Source organism: Streptosporangium sp. NPDC023963, from assembly GCF_040639135.1.
In the GTDB taxonomy this organism is placed as follows: Bacteria; Actinomycetota; Actinomycetes; order Streptosporangiales; family Streptosporangiaceae; genus Streptosporangium.
Map to the genome: position 1 here is coordinate 389,866 of NZ_JBEZZK010000006.1, position 21,574 is coordinate 411,439.

The following is a 21,574-nucleotide window of genomic DNA, read 5'->3' on the forward strand; positions in this document are numbered from 1 at the left end:
CCGATCGTGAACCGCGCCGGGACCGCCGGAGGCCGGTTTTTCCTGGAGGCCGGTGACCTGCGCGGATCGGCTCACTTCGGGGCTGGGGGCACGTGGAAGGGCGTCCGGTCCGAGGGGTCGCCCGGTCACGGTGCGGGCCGATGGCGCCTGCGGTAGGCGCGTTGCCGGCAGGCCCGCGAGCAGTAGGCGCGGGGGCGGCCCGCCTCCGCCCGGTCCATGCTCGTTCCGCACATCACACATGAGTCACTTTCGTCACGCTTTATGTCACGCTCGCGGACCAGTGCCTCGATGCCGTCCAGCACGCGCCGCAGGCCGAACTCGAAGGAGTCCTCCGGCTCGTCGTAGCCGCCCGCCTCCCAGACGTGGGTCAGCGTGGGGTAGAGGTGGAGCTTCTCGTACAGGGAGTCCCTGGCGCCCCACCACTCCTCCTCGGAGACCCCGGTGTGCCGCTCGACCTTGGCGATCTCCGCGACCCTGGCCGCCTCGCTGTCCACGAACCGGCCGACGAGGCCCACCACGGCGACCATCTCGGCGGGTTTCAGGCCGATCCCCGCCACGGTGCTGAGCGCGTACTCGAAGTGGGCGACGGAGTTCGGGCCCGGGACGTGCCGGCTGCCGCGCACCCCGGCCAGCCAGGGGTGACGGCGGCACAGGGCCCAGCTGCGACGCGCCCACCCCTCGAGCGCCTCGCGCCACCCGTGCGGCGTGCCCGCCGGGGTCCCCGCCGCCACGCCGCCGCCCGCCTCGCTCCTCGCCGCTTCGTCCGTCGCCGTGTCGGTCGCCGTGTCGGTCGCCGCGTCGTCCGCCCCGGTGCCTGCGGCGGTACTTGCGGCGGTGTCCGCCGTGACGTCGCCCGTCACGGCGTCGCACATCAGGTCGACGAGCTGCGCCTTGCCCGGTACGTGCCGGTACAGCGACATGCTGGTGAAGCCGAGCCGTTCGCCGACCCGGCGCATGGACAGCCCCTCGATCCCGTCGGCGTCGGCGATCTCGACGGCGGCGCGCACGATCGCGTCGACGCTCAGCCCCTGTCTCGGCGCGGCGTCCCGCGGCTCCCGCCACAGCAACTCGACCGTCCGGTCCGGATCCTCCCCGCCGGTCACCCGTCCTCCTTCGGCTTGACGCTCGGCCTCAATATCTGTTTATGTTGTATATCATTGTTTACACCATAAACGAGGAGTGCTCTTGAGCGAGCTCTACGTCTCCCCCTCCGGTGACGACGCCTGGCCCGGCACCCGCGAACACCCCTTCGCCACCCTCGCCCACGCCCGTGACCTGGCCCGCGGCGCGGGCGGCGTGGTCAACCTGCTGGCGGGCACCCACCGGCTCGCCGAAACCCTCCGGCTCACCGAGGCCGACTCCGGCGTGACCTACCGGGCCGTGGGCGAGGCCGTCGTCAGCGGCGGCCGGAGGATCACCGGCTGGTGGGAGCGGGACGGCGTCTGGCTGGCCGAGGTCGGCGACCTCGACACCCGTCAGCTCTCCGTCGACGGCCGCAGGGCCGAGCGGGCCTCGATCGACGCCGTTCCCGGGAACGCCACCAGAACCGGCACGGGTTACGTCACGGACAGCACCGCCCCGCAGGGCTGGGGCAACCCCGGCGACGTCGAGTTCGTCCTGCGCGGCGTCTACCCGTGGACGGAGGCCCGCCTCGGCGTCGCCGCCGTCGAGGGTGACGGGCACTCGACCACCATCACCATGGCCCAGCCCGCCTTCGGCTGGGCGATCGAGCTCTACAACTCGGTGGTGCCCTGGGAGGGCGGCGGCGAGTCCTACGGTCCCGGTCTGCCGACCCGGGTGGAGAACGGCGCGGGCTTCCTGACCGAGCCGGGCACCTTCGTCCTCGACAGGTCCCGCCCCGGCCGTCACGTCCTGCGCTACCTGCCGCGCCCCGGCGAGGACCCCGGGCGGACGGAGGTCGTCGCGCCCGTGCTGGAGGAACTGGTCACGGTCACCGGCGCCCGCGACGTCGCCTTCCTGGGCATCACCTTCGCCGACGCCACCTGGACGCGGCCGAGCCGTCCCGAGGGCTTCCTGCACTACCACGGCACCGGTTACTACGACGGCGGCCCCATCGAGAAGGTGTCGTTCGCCGAGGGGGCGTGGGTGACGGTGCCCGGGGAGTCGCTGACGATCCCCGCGAACGTCGTGTTCGAGGGCACCGAGCGGGTCGCGATCGAAGGCTGCCGCTTCACCCGGCTGGGCGCCACGGCCCTGCGGTTCTCCGGCGGCAGCGCCGAGGTCCTGGTGCGGGGCAACGTGTTCGAGGACGTCTGCGGCGGCGGGATCTCGATCGGCGAGAGCCGCGGCGTCACGGTCGAGAACAACTGGATCCACGACATCGGCCTGGAGTACTCCGGCTCGCCCGGCATCGCGGTGACCGCGAGCGAGGGCTCCACGGTCGCGCACAACCAGGTGAACGACGTCCCGCACTGCGGCATCGTGCTGGGCCCGGGCAGGAGCACCCGGGTCCTGCGCAACCTCACCTTCAACACCCTCAAGGTCCTCGCCGACGGTGGCGGCATCTACCTGTCGGGCCCGCAGGGCGACTCCCACGACAACGGCGCGACGATCCTCGGCAACGTCGTGCGCGACACGCTCACGCCGTACAACTTCGGGCTCTACACCGACTACGGCGCCGCCTGGGTCACCGTCGAGGGCAACGCCGTCCAGCGCGCCGACAACACGGCCACCCTGCAGGTCTGGCCGCCGCTGGAGAACGTCGTCCTGCGCGGCAACCTCTGGGACGCCGACCCGGTGGGCTGGGACGACCCGCCGGAGGGGGTCACCCTGGAGGGCAACGCGACGGTGGCCGACGAGGAGGACTTCGCGGCCCGTACGGCGGGCATCGCCGCGCGGGCGGGCCTGGAGCCCGGCTACGCCCACCTGCTCGGCCGCTGACCGCCGGGGCGCTCCACCTCCGGCCCGCACCGCCTCCGTCCCGTAGCGGTCCCGGCCCGCCGGCGGCGGCGTCCAGCGGGGTGTGCCCGCGACCGGGGTCTGCCCGGTCGCGGTGGCGGCACGCCCCGCCACTCGGGCACGCTCTACCATTCCTCTGTGCAGAATGATGTTCTAAGGGCTGGGGTGCTCTCCCGCGCCGCGATGACCGCCTTCTGGGCCTGTTGCGCGGTGCACCTGGCGCTGGTGGCCGCCGGCGCCGCCCCGCTGGACTCCGTGACCAAGGCGCTGCTCATGCCGCTGCTCGCGGCCTGGGTGCTGGCACGGCGCGGGCCGCGCCCGCTGGTGTGGGCGCTCCTGCTGTCCTGGGGCGGTGACGTGGCCCTGGAGATCGACGGCCTCTTCCTGCCGGGCATGGCCCTGTTCGCCACGGCGCACGCCTGCTACGTGACCTACTTCGTCCGGGAGGGAGCCCTCGACGCGCTGCGGCGCCGCCCGGTGGTCCCGGTGGTCTACGCCGCCCTCTGGGCGGTCCTGATCCTGGTTCTCTGGCCCGGGCTGGGCGACCTGCGCCTGCCGGTGGCCGCCTACTCGCTGCTGCTGACCGCCACCGCGGTGACCGCCGCGGGTCACGGCCGGTGGATCGGGGCGGGCGGCGCCCTGTTCCTGCTGTCCGACACGCTGATCGCGTTCGAGCTGGCGGACCTTCCCCGCCTCCCGGCACACGGCTTCCTGATCATGGCCACCTACATCGCCGCCCAGTACCTGCTGGCCTCGGGCATCGTCGGCCGTCTCCGTCCCCTTCCCCAAAACCCGTCGCCGCGGGACGAACGCCCCGGTTCTCTTGGAGAAGCCTTGGGACCCGTATGAGCGTGAGGGCGAGCGGCGCGCGGTAGGAGACGGGGTAGACCCGGCGCCCGTACGCGGGCACGGGCCGCGTCACGTCCGGCCGCGAGCATCGGCGGCCGTGACATGGCGCGGCGCGAGGCGGGCCGACGTCCCGGACGCCAACCGGGACACGCCGGCGTCGCCACCGGGCGAGACCGGCAAACCAATGGGCGACAGGCCCCGGCGAGGCTCGCAGAGCCCGGGACCGGCCCGAGCCCTAGGAGAGTTCAGCCATGCAAATGCCCGCGGTCAACGAGTGCCAGGTCGAGGCGTGCGCCTACAACACGGCGCACACCTGCCACGCCCTGGCCATCACGGTCGGCAACAGCAGCCACGCGGAGTGCGAGACCTTCTTCAAGGTCGACACGAAGGGCGGTGACCCGTCCGCCACCGGTCACGTCGGCGCCTGCAAGATGTCCAAGTGCCAGCACAACGTCCAGTACGAGTGCCAGGCCTCCGGCATCGTCGTCGGCTACGCGCAGAACGACATCGACTGCCTCACGTACGCGCCCGCCTGACGGCGGGTGACCCGGGTCGGGGCGCCACGCCTTCGGGGAGCCGCGGGTGGCCGGCGACGGCCCCGGGTTCCGGCCCCTACGGCCCCGTGCTCCGGCCCGTGCGGTCTCGGCGGAGGCGGCCGCTTCACGCGGCCGCGGGACCACGACGGTCCAGGGCCTCGTAGTCAGGGCGGCCGCCGGCCGCCCTGACGTCTTGGAGGGTCCCGATCACCGTTTTGGAGGGTCTCGGTCAGCGCCTTAGAGGGTCTCGGTCACGGGACGGCGGCCGCCGAGGCGGGCGGGCACAGCGGTGAGTGCCGCCACCACGAGCACGGTCGCCGGCACCAGGGCGAGAAGCTGCCAGGGCGAGGGAAGCGCGGCCCTGTCGCCGTCGCCGCCGGTGATCGCGTTTATCGCGGCGAACAGTGCGAGGCCTCCCGGGAAGACGCCCAGGACGGCGCCGGCGAGCGCGGGCAGCGTCTGTGCGGCCGCCAGTGCCGCACTCACTTCACGAGGGGTCGCGCCGAGGGCGCGCGCCAGCGCCGACGAGTGCCGGTTGTCGATCACCGTCGCCCAGGTGATGACGACGGCGTTGACCGCCGCCAGGGAGAGCAGCGTGACCGTCCAGACAAGGAGCACGTGGCGCAGCACCTCCACCTGGGCGTCGCCGTATCCGCCGGTGAGCAACTGGGTGTCGAGGAAGGCGTTGAGCACCAGCAGGACGTAGATCCCGCTGACCGTGATCGCGATGCTGGCCGCCCCCAGCACGACCCGTCGCGGCCGGCGGGCGGCGACCCGCAGGGCGAGAAGCAGCGGGACGGGCAGTCGCGCCGAGATCGCGATCAGCCAGCCGATGCGGCGGGGCAGGCGTGGCGAGTCGGTCAGCGCGTCGACGGTGCTGGAGCGGGCGGCGCGCACCGTCGGAACGACGGTCGCGACCACCGCGACCCCGATTGCCACGGCGGTCACCACGCCGGCCGTGGACATGGTCACCGACGGCGTGCCCACGCTGCCGACGAGGCCGGCACCGGACTCGGTGAGCAACGGAGCGGTCAGCGATCCGACCGTCAACCCGGCCGCGGCCGCGACGACGGCCACGAGGACGTACTCCGCGAGCAACACGGCGGCGACCAGGCTCGGTGTGCCGCCGACCGCCTTGAGGAGCCCGACGCGCCTGGTCTGGTCGGCCATCCGGCCGCCGACCAGCACCGAAAGGCCGGCCACGGCGAGCAGACCGAGCAGCCAGGCTCCGATCAGCATAAGGATCTGGGAGTCACCGGCCAGCTCGGTGGCCTCTTCGAGGATGTTCTCCCAGGACACCAGGCGTGGAGCGGTCCGGCTCTCCGGCGGGTTCGCGTCGACGAACGCCTGAGCCGTGTCCGGGTCGGCCAGCTTCAGGTTCATGACGTGGGACAGGGAGCCCGGGTCCGGGGTGAGGCTCCGCACGTCCGCCCGGGTGAGCCACACCAGACCCGGATTCTGCAACAGGTCCGCGGGCAGCTCGGACAGCTCCTCGGGAGTCGCACCGTGCGCGCAACCGACGGCGACGATGCAGGACGCCCCCGGGTAGGGCGGCATGGCGGCGGTGACCGCGACGCCGACGACCTCGAACGACCGGCCGTTCAGGGTGACCGGGTCACCCACGCGCACACCGAGCGCGCCGGCGAAGGCGGCCTCGACCACCACGCCGCCGTCGCCGACCCAGCCGCCCTGTATCACCTTGGGCTGGTCGATCGACGCGGGCGCGGCGTCGCGCCCCACGGCCTGCGCGTCCGACGTCCGGCCGGATGCCTGAAGTCTTGCCGGGGTGACCGGGTACGGTTCGCTGTGGTCGATGACGCCGGGAGCGCCGGCCAGTTCCCTGAGAGCGGAAAGCCCCTCGGCCTTGCCCGCGCTGGCGACCACGTCGGGTCCGCCGGTCGCCTCCCGGGTGCTCTGGTACGGGTCGCCGGCCGCGTCGCGCAGGACGAGCCCGAGCGTCAACGTCGTGGTGGCCGCCATGATGGCGAGCAGCAGAAGCACGGCCTCGACGCGGCGCCGCCGGAGGTCACGCAGGGCGAGGCGGCCCACGAGCAGGATGGGGCCCATCGCCCTCAGTCCTCCAACCCGGCGAGAGCGCCGAGCCGCCCGGTGGTGTCACCGGTCAACCTGATCTCGTCCACGAACGCGCCGTCGCGCATGGAGATCATCCGGTCGGCGGTGGCCGCGATCCGCGCGTCGTGGGTGACGATGACCAGCGTCTGCCCGGACTCGTGCAGACCCTCGAAGAGCTGGAGGACGTCCAGGGTGGCGGCGCTGTCCAGATTCCCGGTCGGTTCGTCGGCGAGAACGATCAACGGTTCGTTGCTCAACGCCCGGGCGACCGCGACCCGCTGCCGTTGGCCGCCGGAGAGCGCGGAGGGCAGAAAACGCGCCCGCCCGGCGAGCCCGACCTGCTCCAGCAGCTCCTTCGCGCGCTGCCTGGCGGCCCGCGGCGAGCGTCCGGCCAGCAGCGCCGGCAGCTCGACGTTCTCCACGGCGGTGAGTTCCTCCATCAGGTGGAAGGACTGGAAGACGAAGCCGACGGCGGTCCGTCGTATCCGGGACAGGGCCTTCTCGCCGATGTCGTCGATGCGACGGCCGTTCAGCGACACCTCTCCACCGGAGGGCCGGTCCAGCCCTCCGAGTATGTGGAGCAGCGTGGACTTTCCGCAGCCGCTGGGCCCCGTTATCGCCACCGTCTCTCCCGCGCCGATGTCGAGATCGACCTCGTCGACGGCGCGCACCAGCCCTTCCCCCTTGCCGTACTCCTTTCGCAGCCCGCGGGCGCGAAGCACGGGTGTGTCGGCGGCGTTGCTCACGAGCCACTCCTTCGGTGGGTCCAGTTCTTCTCGCATGCCTCGAGCCAGCGCAGGTCCGCCTGAAGCCGGAGCACGATGCCCTCCAGCAGCAGCGCCGCGTCCGAGTGGTCCGGCTCGGCCATGGCGGCGCGCTGTGCGTCACGCAGCCGGCGCAGCAGCTCGCGGCGCTGGGCGCCGACGATGGTCAGCGGGTCGGCCAGCCGGGCCGACGCGGCCGCGATCAGTTTGAGATGGAACTCCGCGAGGCCGGGTTTCGGCCAGCTCACCTCGGTGATCCACTCGGCGACTCGCTGCTGGCCGGTGGGAGTGAGCGCGTACACCTTGCGATCCGACCGGTCGGCGTCGTCGGCGGACGTCTCGACCGCCAGCAGACCGGCCTTCTCCAGCCGGGTCAGCGTGACGTAGACCTGCCCGGCGTTCATCGAGTCGCCGAGAGGGCCGAGCGCGTCGCGCAGCCGCGCGCGCAGCTGGTAGCCGTGCGAGGGCTCCTTGGCCAGCATCGCCAGCACCACTTCCTGCTGCATTGGACCCCCTCTAACCGTTAGCCCTATATCTAACGGTTATCCCCGGTCGTCGTCAAACCCGCGGCACCACGGGATCCGGACCCGTGCCCTCTTCGTTCGGGACGAACAGGCCGGCGGGCTCGGGCGTCGCGGCTTCCCGGATTCAGGAGCGGGCGGGTGATCCGCCGGGTGGGGGGAGGGCCGGGCGGCCGCTCAGGACCGCGCGGCCCGGCGGGAGGTGATCACGTCGACGACGGCCACGACCAGCGCGGCCAGCACGAAGGCGATGGTGACCAGCAGCGAGTGCCGGAACGCCGTCGCGTAGTCGCCGTGCGAGGAGGCGACCTCGGCGAAGAACACCGAGCCGATCGCCGCGATGCCCACGGCGGTGCCGATGCGCTGTCCCGTCTGGAGCACGCCCCCCGCGGAGCCCGCCCCGGCGACCGGCACCTCGGACAGGGTCAGCGTCTGGTTCGGGGAGATCACCAGGCCGCTGCCCAGGCCGGCGAGGAGCAGCGGCACCGCGACGGCCCAGGCCACGTGCGTGCCGGGAACCAGCCGCACGGCGAGCGCCGTGACGGCGAGGGAGACCGCGACCAGCACCAGCCCGGCCACCACCAGGGGGCGGCCCAGCCGGGTGACGATCCGGCCGCCGAACAGGGACGTCACGGCCGACCCCGCCGCGAACGGCGTGGTCGCCAGCCCCGCCTCCAGGGCCGAGTAGCCCAGGCCGTTCTGCAGGTACAGGGTGAGGACGAAGAAGATCGCGGTGAAGCCCGCGAAGTAGAGCGCCCCGACCAGGGCGCCGAGCGCGTACGAGCGCCTGCGGAACAGGGACAGGTCGACCACCGGCTGGTGGCGCCGCCCGTACCGGCGCTCCCAGGCCGCGAAGACGGCGAGCACGACGAGCCCGCCGAGCAGGGACGGCCACCTCACCGAGGCCTCCCACTCGTGCCCCTCGACGAGCGGCAGGAGCACCAGCACGACGCCGGCGGCGAGCAGCAGCACGCCCACCGGGTCCATGGACTCCCGCGGCCGCGACTCCTTCGCGGCGGGCCGGATGTAGCGGTACGCCAGGACCACGGCCAGGACGCCGATCGGCACGTTGACGTAGAAGACGAGGCGCCACCCGCCGGCACCGGCGCCGAGGTCGATGAGCAGCCCGCCGAGCAGCGGGCCGATCGCGGTCGAGATGCCGATCACGGTGCCCAGCATCCCGAACGCCCTGCCGCGCTCCGCCCCCCGGAAGAGCTGCTGGATCAGCCCGCTGACCTGCGGGTTGATCACTCCGCCCGCCAGTCCCTGCACGAGTCTCGCGACGACCAGCAGGGTCGGGTCCCCGGCGACCCCGGCCGCCGCGCTGGCGAGGGTGAACAGCACGACGCCGAAGACGAACGCGTTGCGCCGGCCGTACATGTCGCCGAACCGCCCGGCGGGGACCAGCACCAGCCCGAAGGTGAGCGCGTACCCCGACACCACCCACTGCAGGGCGCTCTGCGGGGCGTCCAGCCCGGCGCGGATGGCGGGCAGCGCGACGTTGACGATGCTGACGTCCAGCAGGGTCATGAAACCGGCGACGAGGCAGACGCTCAGCGCCTTCCAGCGGCGCGGATCCGCCCCCGCCCGATCCTGGGGAGACGTCACCCCGTCCGGTCCGGTGCTCATCCGGCCGCGTGGGGGAGCGGTGCCCCGGCCCGTGATCGGCTGAGCATCGTCATGACCGCCCCGTTCCCCGTCTCCGGTCGACCTCTCCACCTTTCAGCAGCGCATACGTACCCTTTTCAGTCTTCCCAATCACAGTTCGTCATTTGGGCCGCCGCTGCGGTCGGTGACCGACACGAGGGTGGGCCGTGGTCTGTTCCAGATCGCACGTGGACGGGAACCTCACCATCACGCGGGCCGGGCCGGTCCCGCCGCCCGAGCAGATCGTGGAAGGGGAGGGCAAGCCCTACCTGCGGCACCGTCTCCTTCCAGTTCGGCAGGGCCGGGATCGTCGCCGCGAGTGGGCCCGCGCGAGTCTCGATGGCTCGTCATCTCGATCGGCGCCGCTCCTCAGGAGGACGCCGGGACTGATGTGTCAGGCGGCTTCGCACTCGGGAGTGCGGTCGTCAACGCCCGGGAAGGGGCGGGGCAGTTGCCGGGGTGTGCAGGCCATTGAGCTTGTCCGGGTTGACCTGGAGCCGGACGTTGTGGAGGCGGCCGTCGACCATGTCGAAGGTCAGGGCGCCGACGGGCATGTCTCCGGCGGCGAACAGGACGCCCAGCTCGCCGTTGATCGTGCCGGCCTCCAGGACGACGCCCGCCGACTGGGGCTTGGCCAGGACTCCGAGCAGCCAGCGGGCGACGTGGTCGGGGCCGTGCAGGGGGCGCAGGGCGGCGGTCACCTTGCCTCCGCCGTCGGTCCAGGCGGTCACGTCCGGGGCGAGCAGTTCCATCACCGCGTTCAGGTCGCCGCCCGAGCAGGCCGTGATGAACCGGGCGGTGATCTCTTCCCGCCGGGCGCGGTCGGTGTCGAAGCGGGGCCGGCGGGCCTGGACGTGCTCGCGGGCGCGATGCGCGATCTGGCGGATGGCCGGCTCGGGCCGGTCGAGGGTGTCGGCGATCTCGGCGTGGGAGTAGCTGAAGACCTCGCGCAGCAGGAAGACCGCGCGCTCGACGGGGGTAAGGGTTTCCAGCACCACCAGCATCGCGGTGGAGACGGTGTCGGCCATTTCGGTCTCCACGGCGGCGTCGGGAGAGGTGAGCAGCGGCTCGGGAAGCCACGGACCGACATAGGTCTCACGGGTCGCCCGGGCCGAGGTGAGCCGGTTCAGCGACAGGTTGGTCACCGTACGTACCAGGTAGGCCTTCGGGTGCCGGATCGCGACGCGGTCTGCGGAGTTCCAGGTCAGCCAGGCGTCCTGGAGAACGTCCTCGGTGTCGGTGACGCTGCCCAGCATCCGGTAGGCGGTGGAGAACAGCAGCCGCCGGTGCTCGATGTACGGATCGGATTCGGGCTTCGTGTCGATCATCAACTCATGCCTTCGGTGCGATGCTTCGGGTGGAACGGCCGAAGCGGCTACGTTGGAAATTGCTAAACGTTACCGATGGATCGGATGGTGCGTTCGTCACCTCGCCTGCCCCCTGACCGGGGGACACGTGTCCCGCCCCTTGTCCCGGCCGCGGGGCGAGCGTGGCGGCGATGCCCGCGTGGTGGGGTAGCGGGGTGTCCAGCATGCTCGCCGCGCACAGCGGGACCGCCGCGGTCATCAGAACCTGACGTTTCATGGTGATCCTTGCGGGGGAGCGTGTCGGCGCGGTCGTCCTCAGGCGGCGGGCCTGCGGGTGGCGCGGCCGCCCTTGGAGGGGGTGACGTTGACGTTCACGCGCTTGCTGAGCCGGTACGTCATGAGGGGGCTGCTGCTGACGGTCTCCTTGTAGAGAACGGCGGTACGCCCGGTGAGGTAGATCCGGCGCGGGGTGTCGTCGGAGTGGGTGAACTGGATGACCGCGTCGCGGCGGCCGAGGCTGAGCGGCTGGTGGTAGTAGCCGAACCGGAACGGCTTGACCGGCTTGCCGCGCAGCAGGCGGGCGATGGTGTCGGCCGTGTACTGGGCAGTGGGCAGGCCGCTCTGGCAGGTGCCGTGCACCCGTCCCCAGGCCAGCCGGATGGCGGCGGCGTCACCGATGGCGTGGATGGCCGGGTGGGACACCGAACGCAGCGTCGCGTCGACCAGGATCAGGCCGTGGTCGTCCACCGCGATCCCGGCGTCGGCGGCCAGCGGCGACACCCTGACGCCCGTGGTCCACAAGCACACGTCCGAGGGGACGATCTCGCCGCTCTCCAGTTCGACGACGTCGGGCAGCACCTTGGTCACCCGCACGCCCGTCCTGACGGTGACGCCCAGGCGGTCCAGTGCCCGCCGCAGGTAGGCGCGGGCCTTGAGCCCCATCATCGCGCCGGGCTCTTCAGAGCTGATCAGCGTGATGTTCAGGCCCGAGTGGGCCTCGGCGATCTCGGTCACCGCCTCGATCCCGGTCAAACCGCCGCCGCAGACCGTGACGGTGCCGCCGGCCGTCACGACCTCGCCCAGCCGGGCGGCGAAACGGGCGGCGATCTGCGGACTGTTCAGCGTGAAGGCATGGACGTCCGCGCCGGGGACCCGGCCGGTGTCGGTCGAGCTGCCCAGCGCGTACACCAGGGTGTCGTAGTCCAGCCTTGTCTCACCGCCGTCGATCTCCACCGTGCGCCCGTCCGGGTCGATGGCGGTGGCCTCGCCCTGCACGAACGTGATGCCGGTCCCGGCGAGCAGGTCGCCGATCCGGTGGTCGGCCAGCTGCTGCCCGGCGGCGATCTGGTGCATCCGCAGCCGCTCGGTGAACCGCGCAGAGGGGTTGACCAATGTGATCCGGACACCGTCACGCCGGGTCCGGTGGGCCAGGCGGATCGCGGCCAGCATGCCCGTGTAACCCGCGCCCAGTACGACGACGTGGTGGTCGTTCTTCGTCATTTCTCACTCCCTCGGCCAGGCCACCGGCTCAGGTCCGTGGTGCCGGCGACGACCATGAGACAAACACCCCCATCCCTATGTGACACCGCATGAATGTGACGCGCGACACATGCCTGGACCGTGCTGTCGCGTACGAGCCGCCTCGTCGTGAGCCCTGTTCGTCACGGCCGCGGAGAGTCACGCCACCCCTCGGCGGTGCCTGCCGGTGGCCGGTCAGGTGATCCCTCTGATCTCGACTCCGTACAGGCCCCAGAGTTTCGATTCCGACGACCGGCTCCAGGCGGGCGATCCACTCGTGGCTTGTGAGGACGTCGGTACCCCTGGCCGGGAAGACTCGGTTGACAAGGAGGTGCGTCGGGCGGCCCCATCGCCGCCCGACGCACAGGTCCGTACGGGTATGGCCGATGATCTCCCGGACGGTGTGGTCAACGCCGCAGAGGGGGACCGCCCGGATCGTCCGGCGTCACGGGCACGACACCTCGCCGCTGGTGGCCGGGACGTTCACCGCGCTCCAGGCGGCCTTGACCGCGTTGACCTCGACGCAGCCGCTCGGGAAGAGCGACTTGGCCGCGGCCACGGTGGCCCTCCGCGCCTTCGCGTGCGTCCAGGGGGCGGTCTTGGTGTTCAGGCCGGCCATGTAGATGCGGCCGGCCTTCTGGATGCCGATGCCCGCCAGGCTCGTCGGGCCCGAGCAGACCGAGCTGGACGGCTTGCCCACCGGGTTGGTGCCCTCGGAGAGCAGGTAGAACCAGTGGTTCTGCGGCCCGGCCGCCGCGTGCACCGGGGTGGAGGGGATGGAGGAGCTGTAGCAGTTCGGGTGACCCTTGGCCGAGGGGTTGTACATGTTGCGGATCTCGCCGGCGCCGGTCAGGTTGACCTCCTCGCCCACCAGGTAGTCCGGCGGGTCGAGGGTGGCGGGCTGGTTGGCGTAGTGCTCGGTCAGCGCGCCGAAGATGTCGCCGGTCGACTCGTTCAGGCCGCCGGACTCGTTGCCGCTGCCCCCGCCGCCGCTGCCGGAGGTCTGGAAGATGGCGTGACCGTACTCGTGACCGACCACGTCCATCGGGGTGGCCTGCCTGGTGTTCGCGCTGTTGCGCCCGAAGCTGGTGTAGCTGCCGTTCCAGTAGGCGTTGACGGCGCTCAGGCCGACCCGGGCGGGGTAGGCGCCGCCGGAGCCGTTGAACCCGTTGCGGCCCAGCCAGTTGCGGAGCATGTCCCATTCCTTCTGCGCCGCGTACAACGCGTCGACGCAGGCGGTCTCCAGGCTGGTGCCCGAGCCGTTGCCCCAGGAGTCGTCGCTCCCGGTGTAGGTGGCGCCGTTCTGGCCACCGCAGCGCAGGCCGGGACGGGTGGTGTCGGTCATCGAGTACGAGCTGCCCGAGCCCGAGGTCTGGATGGTCACCGGGTTGCCGTTGTAGTAGCTGTTGCCGGTCCCGGCGTGCACGTCGTCGTAGGAGTCGACGATCGACCCGTCGAGGGCGTCCACGAAGACGTGCAGGACGCTCGGGGCCTCGGCGGTGGCGCCGTTGACGACCACCTCCCAGGCCAGCCTGGGCGTCTCGGTGGTCGCGTGCACGACCAGCCTGGGCGCGGCCACGCTCTCCACGACGGGCAGCTGCGCGCGGGCGGTGGCGGCCGCGGCCTCGGCGTCCACCTTGCTCGTGACGTCGATCGTGATCCTGGCCTGCTGGCCCGAGCTCACGGACCCGACGAGCTCTCCGGCCCTGTCGGTGGCGACGATCACGTCGCCGCCGTGAACCGGCAGCCCGCGGTAGGTGCGCGTGTAGGTCAGGTACTGCAGGCCGTGGGCGCCGGCGATGTTCCTGGCCAGGGTGAACCTCTCGTTCCGTCCTTTGAGGACGGCCTCCGACCTGGCGGCGAGGGTCGCGTTGGCGGTGGTGACCGCGCGTGCTTGCGACTCCGCGTCCGGCGGCGCGAACACCGGCGGCTCGGCGGACGTGGTACGGGCTGCGGCGCTGTCCGCCGGGGTGGCGGCGTTCACCGCCGTGGGGGTGGTCATGGCGGCGACGGCCAGTACGGCCACGGCGCCAAGCTTGACCTTCGGATTCACGCGGGGTGACTCCTCTCGGTGTCCCTTGGGGGGTAGGAGGGATGCAAGGAGCCCTAAGAGTCCGGGCTCCATAAAGTTGGCACCGGGAGGGGCGGTTGAGTACCTCGCAAAATTCCATAACGCCGTGATATGGGTCGGCTCAGGCCCTTCGGCAGCGCGCCGACCTGCGCGGGAGCGTCGCGCTCCATCGCGACCCGAGGAACCGCGGCCCGAGGAACCGCGACCCGAGGAACGGCGGCCCGCGTCGGGAACGCGTCAGGACCGTGTGGCGGACGTCGCCGTGGACCGATATCGCGAGGGCGCGACCCCGTAGCGGTCGACGAACGCCTGGCGCAGGGCCTCGGCCGTCCCGAACCCGCAGCGGAGCGCCACGCCGGTCATCGGCAGGGAGGTCGAGGTCAGGAGGTGCGCGGCGGCCTCGGTGCGGGCCTGTCGCACGAACCGTCCCGGTGCCTGCCCGAGGTGTTCCAGGAACAGCCGGGTCAGATGCCGCTCGCTCACGCCCGCGCCGCGCGCCAGCGTGCCCGTGGTCAGGTCGGCGTCCAGGTGCCCGGTGACGTACTCGACGACCTTTCTGACCAGGCCGTTCTCGGGTGAGGGTGAGGCGGTGAACATGCTCATCTGCGCCTGGTTGCCGGGGCGCTGAAGGTAGGTCACCAGGGCGCGCGCCACTCGTCGCGCCAGCTCGGCGCCGTGATCCTCCTCGACGAGGGCGAGGGTGAGGTCCAGGGCGCTGGTGACCCCGGCCGCGGTGTAGGTGTTCCCGTCACGCACGAAGATCGGAGCGGGATCGACGGAGACCTCCGGGTGGCGGTCGGCGAGGACCTTCGCCGACTGCCAGTGGGTGGTGGCACGCCGCCCGTCGAGCAGGCCCGCGGCGGCCAGCACGGCGGCACCCGTGCACACCGACGCGACGCGGCGGCTCTCGCGCGCCAGGCGGCGGACGTGACCGAGGATCGACCGGTTGCCGGCCGCCGCCTCGTGCCCGATGCCTCCCGACACGACGAGCGTGTCGAGCGGCCCGACGACCCGTTCGAGCGCCTCCTGGGCCTGGAGCGTCAGGCCGGTGCCGCAGACGATGGGATTTCCCCCGGGGGTGGCCAGGCGCACGCGGTAGGCGGGAGCGGCACCCTGCAGGTTCGCGTTCTCCAGGGTCGTGGTCACGCAGGCGATGTCGAGCAGCTCCGCCGCGTCGTACCCGATGACGGCGACGCGGCGTTCGATCACGAGGCGACCCTATGCCAGAAAGGACAGGAGTCCCAGATTTCCGGACATGTGCGACCGCGTTCCTTGGAGCGTGACCGGTACGGCGACACAGTCGGACCATGACACAGACAGCACCGACCGCCCGCCGCCGATGGGGCCGCTTCGCCTGGCACTACGCCGAGATGGTCATCGCGATGTTCGCCGGGATGTTCGTTCTCGGCATGCTCCTGTCCGCCGCCGGGCTCGGCTTCTCCCACGAACGGCAGCCCGAGCTCGCGTACCTGCTGATGGCGTTCGACATGTCCGTCGGCATGGCCGTCTGGATGCGCTACCGGGGCCATGGCTGGGCTCCCACCCTGGAGATGTGCGCCGCCATGTTCGTCCCCGTCGTGCCGCTCTTCCCGCTGCTCTGGCTGGGCCTCATCGACGGCGGGGCGCTCATGACGATCGCCCACGTGGCGATGTTCCCGCTGATGCTGGCCGCCATGTTCCGGCGCCTCGACGAGTACGCGGGCTGCGCGGCCTGAGGCGACCGCTCGGGTCGTGTTTCCCGCGGGGGCGGGAACAGGCTCCGGGCGCCCTCTCGGATCATGGCGGTTCCACGTAGGTGTCCGGCCGGGCAGAACCTTCCCGTACGGAATCCCGGGCGGGGGGTGAGCCCGGCGCGGGTTTCTCCGAGCGGTCCTTTCGATGGAAAGGCGCGTGGAAGGCTTGCATACTTGCGGGCATGGGAACACACGTCACCGACGCGGTCGTGGGAGAGCTGACGCTCACGCTGGATCGAGACGCCGGCATCATGCGCGTCGAGGGCGATGCGATTCCCACGGTCGTCGTGCGCCGATCGGCCGACGTCGCCGCGCGGCGGCACATTCCCATCGGCACCCGGGGCCCCGAACACCTGACCATGACCGTCGGCGGCACCGAGGTCACGCTGCGTCCCGCGCCGGGCCGCATCACGCGCCACTCCTACCGGGCCGAGGTGGAACACGCGGGAACCACCTACACCCTGGTTCCCACCTCCGAGGTGTCCAGTGGCCTCTTCCGCGGTGAGTACGGCCTCGGGGAGTTCACCACGCTCGCCGACGGCGAGGTCAGGGCCGAGTGGGTCGCCTCGCCGAGCCCGGAGGAGGCCGCCATCGGCTACGCGCTCGCCGCCTGTTTCGGCAGCGGAGCGGAGCATGCCCTGCTGGTGATCCTCGGCATCTTCTCCTGAACCGGCGCCCGTCGGGCCGCGGCCTCTCCGGCAAGCGCCGAGACGAGCCTCTCCGGCAAGCGCGCCGAGACGACGGAGGGACCTGCCCGGTGGACGCGTGGACGCTCAGCCGGTGGCGTGTTCCCAGTAGGGGTCGCGGTAGAGCATGACCGAGGTGCCGCGGAGCAGCTCGTCGGGGGCGGAGATCAGCACGAGCTCGCCCGACGCCTCCAGGCCCCGCAGGATGTCGCGGACACGCGGGCCGACCGGCAGGCGGCCCACCGGCAGGTGGAGGGTCTCGCGGACCAGGTCGGCCACCTCGGAGAGCCGGAACGGCCCGGTGAAACCGGCGATCAGCCCGCGGACGATCTCAACGGTGATCACGGACTCGGCCTCGAGGTGGGCGAGCTGCCAGCTCAGCTGAACCATGCGCCGGCCGGTTCCGGCGCAGGCGGTGCACGGCTGGGAGAAGCCCGGCACGATGTCCTCGACGGTGGTGCCCAGGCAGGTGGTGCACTGGTCGGTCTCCGACGCGTGCGACTCCGCCGCCGCCCGGTCGGCCGGCCGCCTGCCGCACGTGCACAGATAGACCCGGAAGCCGCCGCGCACCACGGCGAGGTCGTCGGCGTCGTCCGGTATCTCTTCCCACAGCGCGGTGATCGTGTGCTTTCTCATCGTCGTGCGACTCTACCCATTCCGGACTCCTGCCGGCTCGTCACCGCAGCATGACCGGGACCAGCCTCATCGGAGCGCTCCACAGCCACTCCTCGGTGATGTAGGTGGAGGTCAGCAGCGTCATCAGGCCCAGGGTGCGTTCGGTCGCGGTGGAGGGGTGGGCGCCGCAGTCGCCGAAGCGGCACATCCACAGCTCGACCATGCTGTCGTCGGAGAGCTGCTCGTGGACCGAGGGCCGCCCCGCGGGAATCCCGTCCCGCCAGATGTCGACCGACGGGCTGGTGGACGGGAACGCCCCGGCCAGCACCCCGCCGCCCGAGGTGACCGCCCTGCCGACCCCGTCACGCACCGGCAGGATGCCGCCGGACTGGAAGAGCACCACCCCGCCCCCCGGCGGGCTGGCCACGCGCAGCACCTCCACCGGGGAGGACTGCTCGGCACCCCACAGCTCACCGGTCTCCATCGGCGGGCACGCCTCCGGCGCGGCGCCCAGGCGGCGGATGACCTCGTCCTCGGCCACCTCGCCGACGAAGGCCACGCACAGCTCCTCGCTGTAGTCCTCGTACGAGAACATCATCGCGTCGACGGTGTCCTGGAGCTCGCGGAACCTGGGGCTCACGCTGGGAGCCCCCGGCAGGTGGGCGAACAGGCCGGCCATCTCGGTGAAGAGGGCCTGGGCGCCGGGGGAGCGGCCCGCGATGCACGGCCGCCAGGGGTCGGCGCCCGCGGCGAGCAGGATCCGTACGGCGTCGTCCCAGCCGTGGCGAACGGCCTCCCACAGCGGGGTGGCGCCGTCGGCGTCGACGGGATCGACCTCGGCGCCCGAGGCGAGCAGCAGCTCGATCACCTGCGTGGCGCCCTCCTGGGCGGCCTGGTGCAGAGGGGTCGTGCGCAGCCACGGCAGCCGCCGGCCGGGGTCGAACCCGTTCGCCAGCCGCTGGCGGATCTGCGCCAGGTTGGTGTCGCGCCACGCGTCGACGTCCTCGGCCCACTCGTCTTCGCCCACTTTTATCCCATCTTGTCGTGCTGAGCGGATCCAACCAGGTCCGTACGACAGTTCTCGGTCAGGAACCGTCGTGAGAGGCGGTCGGCGGTGCGGGTGGTCTCGGGAAGGCGGTAGCGGGGCGTCAGGTTCAGCACGTTGTGGCAGGCGGTGTCGAGGTCGACGCGGTGACCGGTGGAGACGAAGACGGGTTTGACCCCGTCCCTGGTGCGCAGCACGCGGCCGACGACGTCGCCGTCGAGCGTCAGGGCGGTCCACGCGCCCCGCTCGGGCGCGGGCTCGGGGTAGGTGCCGACGAAGGCGGTCTTGCCGACTCCGATCGTGGGCAGTCCGGTGAGCACGCCGAGGTGGCAGGCCAGGCCGAAGCGGCGCGGGTGCGCCAGGCCGTATCCGTCGCAGACGACCAGGTCGGGCGGCGCGGACAGGCGCTCAAGGGCGTCCAGCAGCGCGGGGACCTCGCGGAAGGCGAGCAGTCCCGGGACGTAGTCGAAGGTCACCCTCCCGGCCACGGCGACCTCTTCGACGATCTCCAGCGTCGTCCCGTCCAGGACGGTCACCGCCGCGGCCAGCCGGTCCCTGTCGTAGGCGACGTCCACTCCGGCGATCCTGGAGGGGCGGCGCGGTCCGGGGCCGGTCAGGTCGAGCAGCGCTCTGAGCTCGTCCTGGATGGCCTCGGCCTCCGTGACAGTGTGCGGCATTTGTACCTTCATTACTCCATGATCGCTACTTTTATAGTATGACGTCATATTTCGGTACTGTTCATCGGATTCTTCGGTGGCCGGTGAAGTCGCTGCGGGGCGAGGAGCTCCGGGAGGCGCGCTTCGACGATCGGGGACTGGCCGGCGACCGGGCCTACGCGCTCGTCGACGAGCGGGAGAACCACGCGGGCAGGGCGCTGACCGTACGGCGGCGGGCGGAGATGCTGCACTGGCGTGCCGCCTACGGTTCTCCCGGGAGCGGTTCCACGGGGAGCGGCTCCCCGTGGAACGGTGACGCGCCGGCGCCGACACTGACCGGACCGGACGGCGCCACGTGGGACTGGGACGCCCCCGGTCTGACGGACGCGCTGGCGGAGTCGCTGGGCACGCCGCTGAGCCTGCGCGCCGCCGACGGGCAGCAGGACCGGGGCCCGACCGTGCTGGTCACCTTCGAGGCGTCCCTGGCCGCCCTGGGCGAGGAACTCGGCAGGCCGGTGGACCTGCTCAGGTTCCGGCCCAACCTGCACCTCGAGACCGACGCGCCCGCGTTCGACGAGGAGAACTGGACGCCCGGCACCACGGTCACCGCGGGTGAGACGGAACTCACCGTCACCGGCGACCACGCGGGGCCCTGCATCAGGTGCGTCGTGCCCAGCTGGGACCCCGAGGGGCGCGAGCGCTGGCCCGAACTGCAGAAGTGGCTGATCGGCGAGCATGGGAACAAGTTCGGCGTGATCATGCGGGTCACCCGCGCCGGCACCGCCCGCCTCGGAGACCGCGCCACCGCCACCCCCGGTCCCCGCTGATCCCCACCGCCGTTCCGCCCGGCGCCGGGTCTCCCGTCCCCGGCCCGCCCGCCTCCGCCTCGCCCGGAGCCGTCCGGTACGGCGCACCCGGCCCTCGCCCGGCCGGATTGCCCGCCGGTCCGGCCGGAAACTAGGGTGCGTGGGGAGAGGTGCGGGAAGCCGGGGAAAGGGTGAGACATGTCGGTGCTCGTGGCGTTCAGCGTGACCCCGATCGGAGCGGGGGAGGACGTCGGCGAGCTCGTCTCCGAGGCCGTGCGCGTCGTCCGCGCCTCCGGCCTGCCCAACCGGACCGACGCCATGTTCACCACAATCGAGGGTGAGACCTGGGACGAGGTCATGACCGTCGTCAAGGACGCCGTCGCGGCGGTCGAGGCTCGCGCCGGGCGGGTCAGCCTCGTCCTCAAGGCGGACATCCGCGAGGGGGCGGGCGGCCGCCTGGAGGCCAAGGTCGCCACCGTCGAGCGGCATCTCGCCCCGTGACGCACCTCGCGTCCCCGCGTGTCGTCTCCGGGCGGCCTGTCCCGCCCAGAGCGTAATGGGAACACCGAGGGAGCCGGGATCGTTCTGCAGGAACGGGCGATTCTCAGGAGCGTGAGCCGCATGGCGGGCAGCAGGTCGATCGGGCGTCTCCTCGCGGGCGGGCTGGCGCTGGCCGCCGCCGGGTGGGCGTTGAAGGACATCCCCGCGGAACTTGGGGGCGAGGCCAGGGGGGAGCGGCTGGAGCGGATGCGCCGCTCGCCGCGCTTCCACGACGGCGTCTTCCGCAACTCCGCGCCCGGCGGCTTCGTGCCCTCCCCGCAGAGCGCCCGGGAGATCGCCTGGAACATGTTCCGCAACCGCGAGGAGCGCCGCCCGGCCGCCGCGATCCCCGTGGTGACCTCACCGTCCGGCGGGCCGTCCCCGGCGGGGCTGAGCGTCATCTGGTACGGCCACGCCACCGCGTTGCTGGAGATCGAGGGCCGCCGCGTGCTCGTCGACCCGATATGGAGCAGGCGCGCCTCGCCCTCCCAGCTGGTCGGCCCCAGGCGCCTGCACCCGGTGCCGGGGCCGCTGGCGGGCCTCCCGCCGCTGGACGCGATCGTGATCTCGCACGACCACTACGACCACCTCGACCGCGCGACGGTCCGCGGGCTCACCGCGCTGCAGACCGCCCCGTTCCTGGTGCCGCTGGGCATCGGCGCCCACCTGGAGCGGTGGGGCGTGCCCGCCTCCCGGATCGTCGAGCTCGACTGGGACGAGGAGGCGACCGTCGCGGGCCTGCGGTTCGTCGCCACCGCCGCCCGCCACTTCTCCGGTCGCACCTTCAACCGGAACGTCACCCTGTGGGGCTCATGGGTGATCGCGGCCGGAGAGAAGAAGGTCTTCTACGCGGGCGACTCCGGATACTTCGACGGTTACGCGGGGATCGGCGCCGCGCACGGCCCGTTCGACCTCACGCTCATGCCGATCGGCGCCTACAACGCCGCCTGGCCCGACATCCACATGGATCCGGAGGAGGCGGTCAACGCCCATCTCGACCTGGGCGGCAGGCTGCTTCTCCCGGTCCACTGGGCGACCTTCGCCCTCGCCACCCACCCGTGGGCCGAGCCGGTCGACCGGCTGTGGCGCGAGGCCAAGGCCCGCGACGTCCGCATCGCCGTTCCCCGCCCGGGCGAGCGCGTCGACACCGTCGACGTGCCCATGCTGGAGAGCTGGTGGGAGACGCTGCCCGGCGGTGAGACGTCCCGCCGGCCCCGGCGCGCGCCGGTGCCCGCCTCTCCGCCCCTGGGCTCCGACCCCAGGCTCTGACGCCCCGGCCTCGGGTCCT

General features: G+C 72.1%; 20 protein-coding genes. 8 read left to right on the forward strand and 12 right to left on the reverse strand.

Translation table 11 applies throughout. The features are described from left to right. Positions 1–125: 125 nt before the first annotated feature. Complete coding sequence (locus AB0F88_RS21490) at positions 126–1,103, reverse strand: TetR/AcrR family transcriptional regulator (protein WP_362686507.1); 978 nt, start codon at positions 1,101–1,103, stop codon at positions 126–128. A gap of 82 nt (positions 1,104–1,185) precedes the next feature. Between AB0F88_RS21490 and AB0F88_RS21495 the strand changes: the two genes are divergently transcribed. The 3 genes from AB0F88_RS21495 (at position 1,186) to AB0F88_RS21505 (ending at position 4,304) form a co-directional block, all read left to right on the forward strand. Beyond that, positions 1,186–2,901: a right-handed parallel beta-helix repeat-containing protein gene (locus tag AB0F88_RS21495; RefSeq protein ID WP_362686510.1), complete on the forward strand. Its 1,716-nt coding sequence runs from the start codon at positions 1,186–1,188 to the stop codon at positions 2,899–2,901. Positions 2,902–3,057: 156 nt separating this feature from the next. Beyond that, positions 3,058–3,768, forward strand: coding sequence for a lysoplasmalogenase (locus tag AB0F88_RS21500; protein ID WP_362686513.1), 711 nt, complete (start codon positions 3,058–3,060; stop codon positions 3,766–3,768). 251 nt (positions 3,769–4,019) lie between these two features. Further along, on the forward strand, positions 4,020–4,304 hold the full coding sequence (locus AB0F88_RS21505; RefSeq protein WP_362686516.1) for a DUF1540 domain-containing protein: 285 nt from the start codon (positions 4,020–4,022) through the stop codon (positions 4,302–4,304). A gap of 237 nt (positions 4,305–4,541) precedes the next feature. Here AB0F88_RS21505 and AB0F88_RS21510 read toward each other — a convergent pair whose 3' ends face one another. The 8 genes from AB0F88_RS21510 to AB0F88_RS21545 form a co-directional block, all read right to left on the reverse strand. Beyond that, positions 4,542–6,371, reverse strand: coding sequence for an FtsX-like permease family protein (locus AB0F88_RS21510; RefSeq protein WP_362686519.1), 1,830 nt, complete (start codon positions 6,369–6,371; stop codon positions 4,542–4,544). A 5-nt stretch (positions 6,372–6,376) separates the two neighbouring features. Next, the gene (locus AB0F88_RS21515) at positions 6,377–7,123 is read right to left on the reverse strand and encodes an ABC transporter ATP-binding protein (RefSeq protein WP_362686522.1); all 747 of its coding nucleotides are present in this window, start codon (positions 7,121–7,123) and stop codon (positions 6,377–6,379) included. Next, positions 7,120–7,647, reverse strand: coding sequence for a PadR family transcriptional regulator (locus tag AB0F88_RS21520; RefSeq protein WP_362686525.1), 528 nt, complete (start codon positions 7,645–7,647; stop codon positions 7,120–7,122). The genes AB0F88_RS21515 and AB0F88_RS21520 overlap by 4 nt, the downstream gene beginning before the upstream one ends. A gap of 192 nt (positions 7,648–7,839) precedes the next feature. Further along, the gene (locus tag AB0F88_RS21525; RefSeq protein ID WP_362686528.1) at positions 7,840–9,291 is read right to left on the reverse strand and encodes an MFS transporter; all 1,452 of its coding nucleotides are present in this window, start codon (positions 9,289–9,291) and stop codon (positions 7,840–7,842) included. A 443-nt stretch (positions 9,292–9,734) separates the two neighbouring features. Next, positions 9,735–10,637: an RNA polymerase sigma-70 factor gene (locus tag AB0F88_RS21530; protein ID WP_362686531.1), complete on the reverse strand. Its 903-nt coding sequence runs from the start codon at positions 10,635–10,637 to the stop codon at positions 9,735–9,737. Positions 10,638–10,931: 294 nt separating this feature from the next. Then, positions 10,932–12,116 carry an FAD-dependent oxidoreductase gene (locus AB0F88_RS21535; RefSeq protein WP_362686534.1) on the reverse strand — a complete coding sequence of 395 codons (1,185 nt, stop codon included), beginning with the start codon at positions 12,114–12,116 and terminating at the stop codon, positions 10,932–10,934. Positions 12,117–12,579: 463 nt separating this feature from the next. Continuing rightward, positions 12,580–14,187 carry a M4 family metallopeptidase gene (locus tag AB0F88_RS21540; RefSeq protein WP_362686537.1) on the reverse strand — a complete coding sequence of 536 codons (1,608 nt, stop codon included), beginning with the start codon at positions 14,185–14,187 and terminating at the stop codon, positions 12,580–12,582. Between the two features lie 255 nt (positions 14,188–14,442). Then, positions 14,443–15,414 (reverse strand): DJ-1/PfpI family protein, encoded by a 972-nt coding sequence (locus AB0F88_RS21545; RefSeq protein WP_362686540.1) that lies wholly within the window; start codon positions 15,412–15,414, stop codon positions 14,443–14,445. A 98-nt stretch (positions 15,415–15,512) separates the two neighbouring features. Between AB0F88_RS21545 and AB0F88_RS21550 the strand changes: the two genes are divergently transcribed. Together AB0F88_RS21550 and AB0F88_RS21555 are read left to right on the forward strand one after the other, a co-directional pair. Next, the gene (locus AB0F88_RS21550; protein ID WP_362686543.1) at positions 15,513–15,920 is read left to right on the forward strand and encodes a hypothetical protein; all 408 of its coding nucleotides are present in this window, start codon (positions 15,513–15,515) and stop codon (positions 15,918–15,920) included. A 200-nt stretch (positions 15,921–16,120) separates the two neighbouring features. Beyond that, a complete protein-coding gene (locus AB0F88_RS21555; RefSeq protein WP_362686546.1) occupies positions 16,121–16,606 on the forward strand; it encodes a hypothetical protein in 486 nt (161 codons plus the stop codon). Between the two features lie 105 nt (positions 16,607–16,711). Here the strand turns inward: AB0F88_RS21555 and AB0F88_RS21560 are convergent, their stop codons facing one another. From AB0F88_RS21560 to AB0F88_RS21570, 3 genes are read right to left on the reverse strand one after another with little or no spacing between them, the layout of a single operon-like run. After that, positions 16,712–17,260, reverse strand: a complete 549-nt coding sequence (locus AB0F88_RS21560; RefSeq protein WP_362686549.1) for a hypothetical protein — start codon at positions 17,258–17,260, stop codon at positions 16,712–16,714. 40 nt (positions 17,261–17,300) lie between these two features. Next, positions 17,301–18,266 (reverse strand): ankyrin repeat domain-containing protein, encoded by a 966-nt coding sequence (locus AB0F88_RS21565; RefSeq protein ID WP_362686552.1) that lies wholly within the window; start codon positions 18,264–18,266, stop codon positions 17,301–17,303. Positions 18,267–18,268: 2 nt separating this feature from the next. Then, positions 18,269–18,973: an endonuclease V gene (locus tag AB0F88_RS21570; RefSeq protein WP_362686555.1), complete on the reverse strand. Its 705-nt coding sequence runs from the start codon at positions 18,971–18,973 to the stop codon at positions 18,269–18,271. Positions 18,974–18,999: 26 nt separating this feature from the next. Here AB0F88_RS21570 and AB0F88_RS21575 point away from each other — a divergent pair, with 26 nt between their 5' ends. From AB0F88_RS21575 to AB0F88_RS21585, 3 genes are all read left to right on the forward strand, one after another. Then, positions 19,000–19,767: an MOSC N-terminal beta barrel domain-containing protein gene (locus tag AB0F88_RS21575; protein ID WP_362686557.1), complete on the forward strand. Its 768-nt coding sequence runs from the start codon at positions 19,000–19,002 to the stop codon at positions 19,765–19,767. 183 nt (positions 19,768–19,950) lie between these two features. Then, positions 19,951–20,247, forward strand: a complete 297-nt coding sequence (locus AB0F88_RS21580) for a thiamine-binding protein (protein WP_362686745.1) — start codon at positions 19,951–19,953, stop codon at positions 20,245–20,247. Positions 20,248–20,367: 120 nt separating this feature from the next. Continuing rightward, positions 20,368–21,555: an MBL fold metallo-hydrolase gene (locus AB0F88_RS21585; RefSeq protein ID WP_362686748.1), complete on the forward strand. Its 1,188-nt coding sequence runs from the start codon at positions 20,368–20,370 to the stop codon at positions 21,553–21,555. The last annotated feature ends 19 nt before the right edge of the window (positions 21,556–21,574 follow it).

Bases quoted from the DNA above. Each gene is read 5' to 3' on its own strand.
- AB0F88_RS21505 (WP_362686516.1), top strand. From the start codon at position 4,020: ATGCAAATGCCCGCGGTCAACGAGTGCCAGGTCGAGGCGTGCGCCTAC.
- AB0F88_RS21510 (WP_362686519.1), bottom strand. From the start codon at position 6,371: ATGGGCCCCATCCTGCTCGTGGGCCGCCTCGCCCTGCGTGACCTCCGG.
- AB0F88_RS21520 (WP_362686525.1), bottom strand. From the start codon at position 7,647: ATGCAGCAGGAAGTGGTGCTGGCGATGCTGGCCAAGGAGCCCTCGCAC.
- AB0F88_RS21525 (WP_362686528.1), bottom strand. From the start codon at position 9,291: ATGAGCACCGGACCGGACGGGGTGACGTCTCCCCAGGATCGGGCGGGG.
- AB0F88_RS21530 (WP_362686531.1), bottom strand. From the start codon at position 10,637: ATGATCGACACGAAGCCCGAATCCGATCCGTACATCGAGCACCGGCGG.
- AB0F88_RS21535 (WP_362686534.1), bottom strand. From the start codon at position 12,116: ATGACGAAGAACGACCACCACGTCGTCGTACTGGGCGCGGGTTACACG.
- AB0F88_RS21550 (WP_362686543.1), top strand. From the start codon at position 15,513: ATGACACAGACAGCACCGACCGCCCGCCGCCGATGGGGCCGCTTCGCC.
- AB0F88_RS21555 (WP_362686546.1), top strand. From the start codon at position 16,121: ATGGGAACACACGTCACCGACGCGGTCGTGGGAGAGCTGACGCTCACG.
- AB0F88_RS21560 (WP_362686549.1), bottom strand. From the start codon at position 17,260: ATGAGAAAGCACACGATCACCGCGCTGTGGGAAGAGATACCGGACGAC.
- AB0F88_RS21570 (WP_362686555.1), bottom strand. From the start codon at position 18,973: ATGAAGGTACAAATGCCGCACACTGTCACGGAGGCCGAGGCCATCCAG.
- AB0F88_RS21575 (WP_362686557.1), top strand. From the start codon at position 19,000: ATGACGTCATATTTCGGTACTGTTCATCGGATTCTTCGGTGGCCGGTG.
- AB0F88_RS21585 (WP_362686748.1), top strand. From the start codon at position 20,368: ATGGCGGGCAGCAGGTCGATCGGGCGTCTCCTCGCGGGCGGGCTGGCG.